At 70.3% G+C, this 6526-nt stretch carries 5 protein-coding genes; all 5 read right to left on the bottom strand.

All coding sequences use genetic code 11. The features are described 5' to 3' along the window. Positions 1-368: 368 nt before the first annotated feature. The 5 genes from ACYVE9_RS12290 to ACYVE9_RS12270 are packed head-to-tail and all read right to left on the bottom strand — an operon-like array spanning position 369 to position 6470. Complete coding sequence (locus tag ACYVE9_RS12290; RefSeq protein ID WP_461027837.1) at positions 369-1571, bottom strand: aldose epimerase family protein; 1203 nt, start codon at positions 1569-1571, stop codon at positions 369-371. Between the two features lie 57 nt (positions 1572-1628). Beyond that, positions 1629-2831, bottom strand: a complete 1203-nt coding sequence (mmsB, locus tag ACYVE9_RS12285) for a multiple monosaccharide ABC transporter permease (protein ID WP_461027836.1) — start codon at positions 2829-2831, stop codon at positions 1629-1631. 8 nt (positions 2832-2839) lie between these two features. Beyond that, the gene (mmsA, locus tag ACYVE9_RS12280; RefSeq protein WP_461027835.1) at positions 2840-4393 is read right to left on the bottom strand and encodes a multiple monosaccharide ABC transporter ATP-binding protein; all 1554 of its coding nucleotides are present in this window, start codon (positions 4391-4393) and stop codon (positions 2840-2842) included. Next, positions 4390-5499, bottom strand: a complete 1110-nt coding sequence (gene chvE / locus ACYVE9_RS12275) for a multiple monosaccharide ABC transporter substrate-binding protein (protein WP_461027834.1) — start codon at positions 5497-5499, stop codon at positions 4390-4392. The genes mmsA and chvE overlap by 4 nt, the downstream gene beginning before the upstream one ends. 2 nt (positions 5500-5501) lie before the next feature. After that, positions 5502-6470 (bottom strand): hypothetical protein, encoded by a 969-nt coding sequence (locus tag ACYVE9_RS12270; RefSeq protein ID WP_461027833.1) that lies wholly within the window; start codon positions 6468-6470, stop codon positions 5502-5504. Positions 6471-6526: the final 56 nt, after the last annotated feature.

Genomic DNA, 6526 nt, shown 5'->3' with positions numbered 1-6526 from the left:
CGCCGACGTGTCCGCGGCGCCTCGGGGAACCGGACGGCTGCGGCGCTGGCGCGGCACGCCCGGTTCGAGCAGCCGGGCGAGCCGTTTGCGCACCGGGAGCCGGTCGCCGGGTGCGGCCTCCTCGGGGGCCGGGCCTGCGTTCACTGGACAACCTCCTGGACGTGCCGGGGGCCGCCGCCGGACAGCCCGTTCGGAGTAACGAGCGTGCCGCCGGAAGAACACGGCCCCCGGCGAGATCCCTCACTTCGCCGCGCCGCACGGCGGCGGAGCGTGGTGGGGTCCTGCCGGGGGCGTGCTCACCGGGTGAGCGGGCCGCCGGGGCTATCCGGCCTCGGCGGCGATCCGGCCCAGGAGGGGAGGGCCGGGTGTCAGCGTGTGGAGAAGCGGTGGATCGTGGTGGAGCGGTAGGTGTCGCCCGGCCGCAGCACCGTGGACGGGAAGGACGGCTGGTTCGGCGAGTCGGGGAAGTGCTGGGTCTCCAGGCAGAGGCCGTCGCCCTGCCGGTAGGTCCGCCCCGAGGTGCCGGTGATGCTGCCGTCGAGGAAGTTGCCGGAGTAGAACTGCATGCCGGGCTCGGTGGTGGCGATCTCCATCGTGCGGCCCGAACGGGGGTCGCGCAGGGTGGCGACCGGCGCGGGTGATCTGGTGACGCCCTTGTCGAGCACCCAGTTGTGGTCGTAGCCCTTGGCGGTCACGAGCTGCGGGTGCGCGGTGCGGATGTCGCGGCCGATGGTGCGCCTGTGCCGGAAGTCGAAGGGCGTGCCGGCCACCGGTGCCAGCTCGCCGGTGGGGATCAGGCCGGCGTCGGTGGGGGCGTAGCGGCGGGCGGCGAGGCGCAGTTCGTGGTCGAGCACGGTTCCGCTGCCCTCCCCGGCGAGGTTGTAGTAGGTGTGGTTGGTGAGGTTGACGACGGTGGCCCGGTCGGTGGTGGCGTGGTAGTCGATGCGCCAGTCGCCGCCGCGGGTGAGGGTGTAGACGACCTTCACCCGGAGCGTGCCGGGATAGCCCATCTCACCGTGGGCGCTCACGTACCGCAGGACCAGCCCGGAGCCGGTCGGGTCGGCGAAGGGCTCGACGTCCCACACTCGTTTGTCGAAGCCGTCGGTTCCGCCGTGCAGGCTGTTGTCGCCGTCGTTGACGGACAGCTGGTGGGTGGTGCCGTCCAGCGTGAACCGGCCGTCCGCGATGCGGTTGCCGTAGCGGCCGATCAGCGCGCCGAAGTAGGCGCCGGCGTCCAGGTATCCCTGGACGCTGTCACAGCCGAGGGAGACGTTGGCGTACCTGCCTCGGCGGTCGGGGAGTTCCAGGGCGTGGACGATGCCGCCGTAGGACAGCACGCTCAGGCGGGTGCCGCCGCGCTGCCACGTCCAGCGGTGCACGGCGGTGCCGTCCGGAAGCCTGCCGAACGGCTCCCGCACCGGCTTCCCGCCGTGCGCGTCGGCACCGGCGGAACGTGACGTGCCGGCGGCGTGCGAGGTGCCGGCGGTGGCCGCGGCGAGTCCCGCGGTGGCGGCAGCGGCCAGCACGGTACGCCGTGCCGTCCCGGTGCGCGGCTTCTCCTGCTCGGTCATGTGCGGCTCCAGGTGGATGGCTTCGACAAGGGGTGGAGCGATCCGTGCCACGCGGGCCTATCGGCCGGCCCTGCGCTTGTTCCAGACGTCGAACCCGACGGCGGCCAGCAGGACGAGGCCCTTGATGACCTGCTGGTAGTCCGTGCCGATGCCGACGAGTGACATGCCGTTGTTGAGCACGCCGAGCACCAGGCCGCCGATGACGGCACCGAGCACGGTGCCGACGCCGCCGCTCATCGAGGCGCCACCGATGAACGCGGCGGCGATCGCCTCCAGTTCGAAGTTGAGGCCGGCCTGCGGGGTGCCGGCGTTCAGGCGGGCGGCGTAGACGCAGCCGGCGAGGGCGGCGAGCACGCCCATGTTGACGAAGACGAGGAAGGTGACGCGCTTGTCCCGGACGCCGGACAGCTTGGCCGCGGCCTTGTTGCCGCCGAGCGCGTACACGTGCCGGCCGATCACCGCGTTGCGCATGACGTAGCCGAGGCCGATGAGCAGGGCGCAGGTGATGAGCATGACGACGGGCACACCGTGGAAGCTCGCCAGGGTCAGGGTGAAGGCGACGACCGCGGCGGTGATGGCCACCAGCTTGAGCAGCCACAGGTTCCTCGGCAGCACCTCCAGCTCGTAGTCGAGCTGGCGCATGCGGTCGCGCCACTCGCGGAACAGCAGGTAGGCGAGGGCGGCGAGGCCGAGCAGCAGGGTGGGGTTGTGGTACTGGGTGTAGGGGCCCGCCTCGGGTATGAAGCCCTTGGCGATGTTCTGGAAGCCCTCCGGGAAGGGCGCGAGTGACTGGCCGCCCAGCACGAGTTGGGTCAGGCCGCGGAACAGCAGCATGCCGGCCAGCGTCACGATGAACGACGGGATGCCGACGTAGGCGATGAAGAAGCCCTGCCAGGCCCCGGCGGCGGCTCCGATCAGCAGCGCGAGGACGAGCGCCACGCCCCAGGGCATGTCGTGTTTGACCATCATCACCGCCGACATGGCGCCGACGAAGGCGACCAGCGAGCCGACGGACAGGTCGATGTGGCCGGAGATGATGACGATCATCATGCCCATGGCCAGGATGAGGATGTAGCCGTTCTGCTGGATCAGGTTGGAGACGTTGTTCGGCAGCAGCAGGGTGCCGTCCGTCCACACCTGGAACAGCACGACGATCAGCAGCAGCGCGATGAGCATGCCGTACTGGCGCATGTTCGTGCGGACGGACCTGGCGAGCAGCGCGGCGGGTGATTCCTTGACGGGGATGGCCGTGTCGGTCATGCGGGGCCTCAGCTTCTGTTCATGGTCATGTGGCGCATCAGCAGTTCCTGGGTGGCCTCCGCGCCGCTGACCTCACCGGTCAGCCGGCCCTCGGCCATCGTGTAGATCCGGTCGCACATGCCGAGGAGTTCGGGCAGTTCGGAGGAGATGAGCAGCACTGCCTTGCCCTGGGCCGCGAGCCGGTCGATGACGGTGTAGATCTCGTACTTGGCGCCGACGTCGATGCCGCGCGTCGGTTCGTCGAGGATCAGCACGTCGGGATCGGCGTGGATCCACCGGCTCAGCACGACCTTCTGCTGGTTGCCTCCGGACAGCCGACCGACCTGCTCGAAGACCGTCGGGGCCTTGATGTTCATCGACTCGCGGTAGCCCTCGGCCACGGACCGTTCGTGGTGCTCGTCGACGACTCCGCGGCGTCGCATGCCCGGCAGTGAGGCAAGGGAGATGTTGCGGTTGATGTTGTCGACGAGGTTGAGGCCGTAGCGTTTGCGGTCCTCCGTGACGTAGGCGAGTCCGGCATCGACGGCGGCGGGCACGGTGGCGGTCGAGACCGGGCGCCCGCTGACGCTCACCGTTCCGGCCTCGTACCGCCCGTAGGAGCGGCCGAACACGGACATCGCGAGTTCGGTGCGGCCGGCGCCCATCAGTCCGGCGACACCGACGATCTCGCCGCGGCGCACGGTCAGCGACACGTCGTCGACGACCTTGCGGTGGTGGTCGACCGGGTGCCGGACCGTCCAGCCGTCGACGGCCAGTGCCGTCCGCCTCTCCCCCTGGTAGGGGGTGCGGTCGGGGAAGCGGTGGCTGAGGTCCCGGCCGACCATGCCGCGGATGATCCGGTCCTCCGACAGCTGCGGCGCGTCGTCGGGTGTCTCGCGGACGGTGAGGGTCTCGATGGTCCGGCCGTCCCGCAGGATGGTCACCGAGTCGGCGATCGTGCGGATCTCGTTGAGCTTGTGGGAGATGACGATGGCGGCGATGCCCTGCCCGCGCAGCTCCAGGATCAGGTCGAGCAGCTTGGCGCTGTCCTCGTCGTTCAGCGCGGCCGTCGGCTCGTCGAGGATGAGCAGCTTCACCTCCTTCGACAACGCCTTGGCGATCTCGACGAGTTGCTGCTTGCCCACGCCGATGTCGGCGACCGGCGTCTGCGGCCTGTCGCGCAACCCGACCTGGCGCATCAGGGTGCTCGCTTCCAGCAGGGTCCGGTTCCAGTCGACGACGCCGCGCGCCGAGGTCCGTTCGTTGCCGAGAAAGATGTTCTCCGCGATGGACAGGTGCGGGACGAGCGCCAGTTCCTGGTGGATGATCACGATGCCGTGGCTCTCGCTGGCCCGGATGTCCCGGAACGCGACCGGTTCACCCTCGAAGCGGATCTCCCCTTCGTAACTGCCGTGCGGGTGCACGCCGCTGAGGACCTTCATCAGCGTCGACTTGCCGGCGCCGTTCTCCCCGCAGATGGCGTGCACCTCGCCGGGGCGCACGGTCAGGTCCACCTCGGAGAGCGCCCGCACGCCGGGAAAGGTCTTGGTGATCTTGTGCATCTGCAGGACCGGCTGCGTCATGTGAGCTGCTCCTCGGTGAAGTAGCCCTCTTCGACGAGGAGGTCGGTGTTCTCGGCGTCGATGCTCACCGGGTCCAGCAGGAAGGCCGGCACGGTCTTGCTGCCGTTGTCGTAGTCGGTGGTGTTGTTGACCTCCGGCTTGCGGCCGTTGAGCACGGCGTCGCCCATGCGGACGGCCTGTTCGGCGAGTTTGCGGGTGTCCTTGAAGACGGTCTGGGTCTGCTCGCCGCGGATGATCGACTTCACCGAGGCCAGCTCCGCGTCCTGCCCGGTCACCACCGGGAGCGGCCGGCTCTCGGTGCCGTAACCGGCGCTCTTGAGTGCGGAGATGATGCCGAGCGAGATGCCGTCGTAGGGCGACAGGACCGCGTGCAGGCGCTTCGACCCGTAGCTCTTGCTGATCAGGTCGTCCATGCGCTTCTGCGCGGTGCCGCCGTCCCAGCGCAGCGTGGTGGCCTGGTTCATCTCCGTCTGCCCGCTGCGCACGGCGAGCCGGCCGCTGTCCAGGTAGGGCTTCAGCACCTTGATCGCGCCGGTCCAGAAGTAGCGGGTGTTGTTGTCGTCCGGCGAACCCGCGAACAGCTCGATGTTGTACGTGCGGCCCTTGTCGTCGGGCTCGCCCAGTTTCAGCTTGTCGACGATGTACTGGCCCTGCAGCCGGCCGACGCGCTCGTTGTCGAACGAGGCGTAGTAGTCGACGCTCTCGGTGCCCATGATGAGCCGGTCGTAGGCGATGACGGGGATGCCCGCGTCCTGCGCCCGCCGGAGCACGTCGGTGAGGGCGGAGCCGTCGATGGCGGCGACGACCAGCAGGCGGTGCCCCTTGGTGATCATGTTCTCCAGCTGCGCGACCTGGTTCTCCACCTTGTCGTCGCCGTACTGGAGGTCGGTGCGGTACCCGGCCTTCTTGAACTGCTCGGCCATGTTGCGGCCGTCCGCTATCCAGCGTTCGGAGGACTTGGTCGGCATGGCCAGGCCGACGGTGCCGGTGCGGCCTTGCTCGGGCTGGTAGCGGCTGCCGCCGCGGGCCTCCTGGCCGCAGCCGGCGAGCGTGACGCTGAGCAGCGCCGCAAGGGCGAGCGCGGCGGACGGGATGCGGATGCGCATGGTCAGTCCTCCTCCGGAACGGGGAAACGGCTCAGTTCACCGGGCAGGCGGGCGCCGGGCGGGGACATGCCGCCGTCCGCCCCGTGCCGCTTGAGCAGGTCGAGCACCAGGCGGCCGCGCCGGACCCGTTCGCGGGCGGTGGCCAGCGCGTGGTCGCGCAGGTGGGCGCCGTAGGGGTAGATGCCTGCGCAGTTGCTCAGCCCGAACTTGAGGTAGAGGGGAGCGCCCCGGCGGATCAGTTCGGCCGCCTCGTACATGCGGACGTAGCCGCCGAGGTCGTCCGGCGCCTCGATGTACATGTCCATCGGGGCGGCGCTGACCCGGCGGATCTCGGTGAGGTGGTCCAGGGTCAGGTCGGACGGCACGTTGAGGGAGTCGGCGCCGAGCCGTTCGTACACCGCGTAGGACGCCGGGTTGACCGGGCCGGTGAGGGCGGAGAGCTTGAGTGTGGTGTCGGCCGGCAGCACGCCGGCGGCACGCAGCCGGTGCAGCGACCACAGCACGCCCTCGTCGGCGACCAGCAGGCAGCGCACCCCCAACTCCGTGGCCCGTACGGCGTCCTCGACGCAGCCGGCGAAGGCGTTGTGGCCGCGTGCCCGGAGCCCGGCGCCGCCGGAGTCGGTGCGGGTGGAGCCGCCGATGTCCCAGGTGCCGCGGGGGCCGGTGAAGAGGCAGAGTTCCACGTTCCGGTCGGCGCAGGCCGCCACCATCTCGGTGATCTCGGTGTCGGTGAGCATCCACACGCCGCTGCCCTGGCTCACGCGATGCACGGGCAGATCGAGGCGTGCGCTCTCCGCCAGCACGGTGGCGAGGGCCTCGGGGCCCTCGACCGAGGGGATCTCGGTTCGCCAGGTGCCGCCGTCGGGAAAGGTGTGCGGTGACGCGTCGGCCGGGCGGGTGGGCGCGGGGGCATGGCCGAGGTGGGCGAGGACGTCGCCGGCGGGTCGGCGAGGAGTTGGGGGGGCGGTCACGGGACTCCCGGGTTCGAGCTGTCGGACGGTGGGCGACGAGCGGTCGGCGGCGGGCC

This window comes from Streptomyces sparsus, assembly GCF_054776295.1.
This window is presented reverse-complemented; position numbering and strand designations above follow the sequence as displayed.

Bases quoted from the DNA above. Each gene is read 5' to 3' on its own strand.
- ACYVE9_RS12290 (WP_461027837.1), bottom strand. From the start codon at position 1,571: ATGACCGAGCAGGAGAAGCCGCGCACCGGGACGGCACGGCGTACCGTG.
- mmsB (WP_461027836.1), bottom strand. From the start codon at position 2,831: ATGACCGACACGGCCATCCCCGTCAAGGAATCACCCGCCGCGCTGCTC.
- mmsA (WP_461027835.1), bottom strand. From the start codon at position 4,393: ATGACGCAGCCGGTCCTGCAGATGCACAAGATCACCAAGACCTTTCCC.
- chvE (WP_461027834.1), bottom strand. From the start codon at position 5,499: ATGCGCATCCGCATCCCGTCCGCCGCGCTCGCCCTTGCGGCGCTGCTC.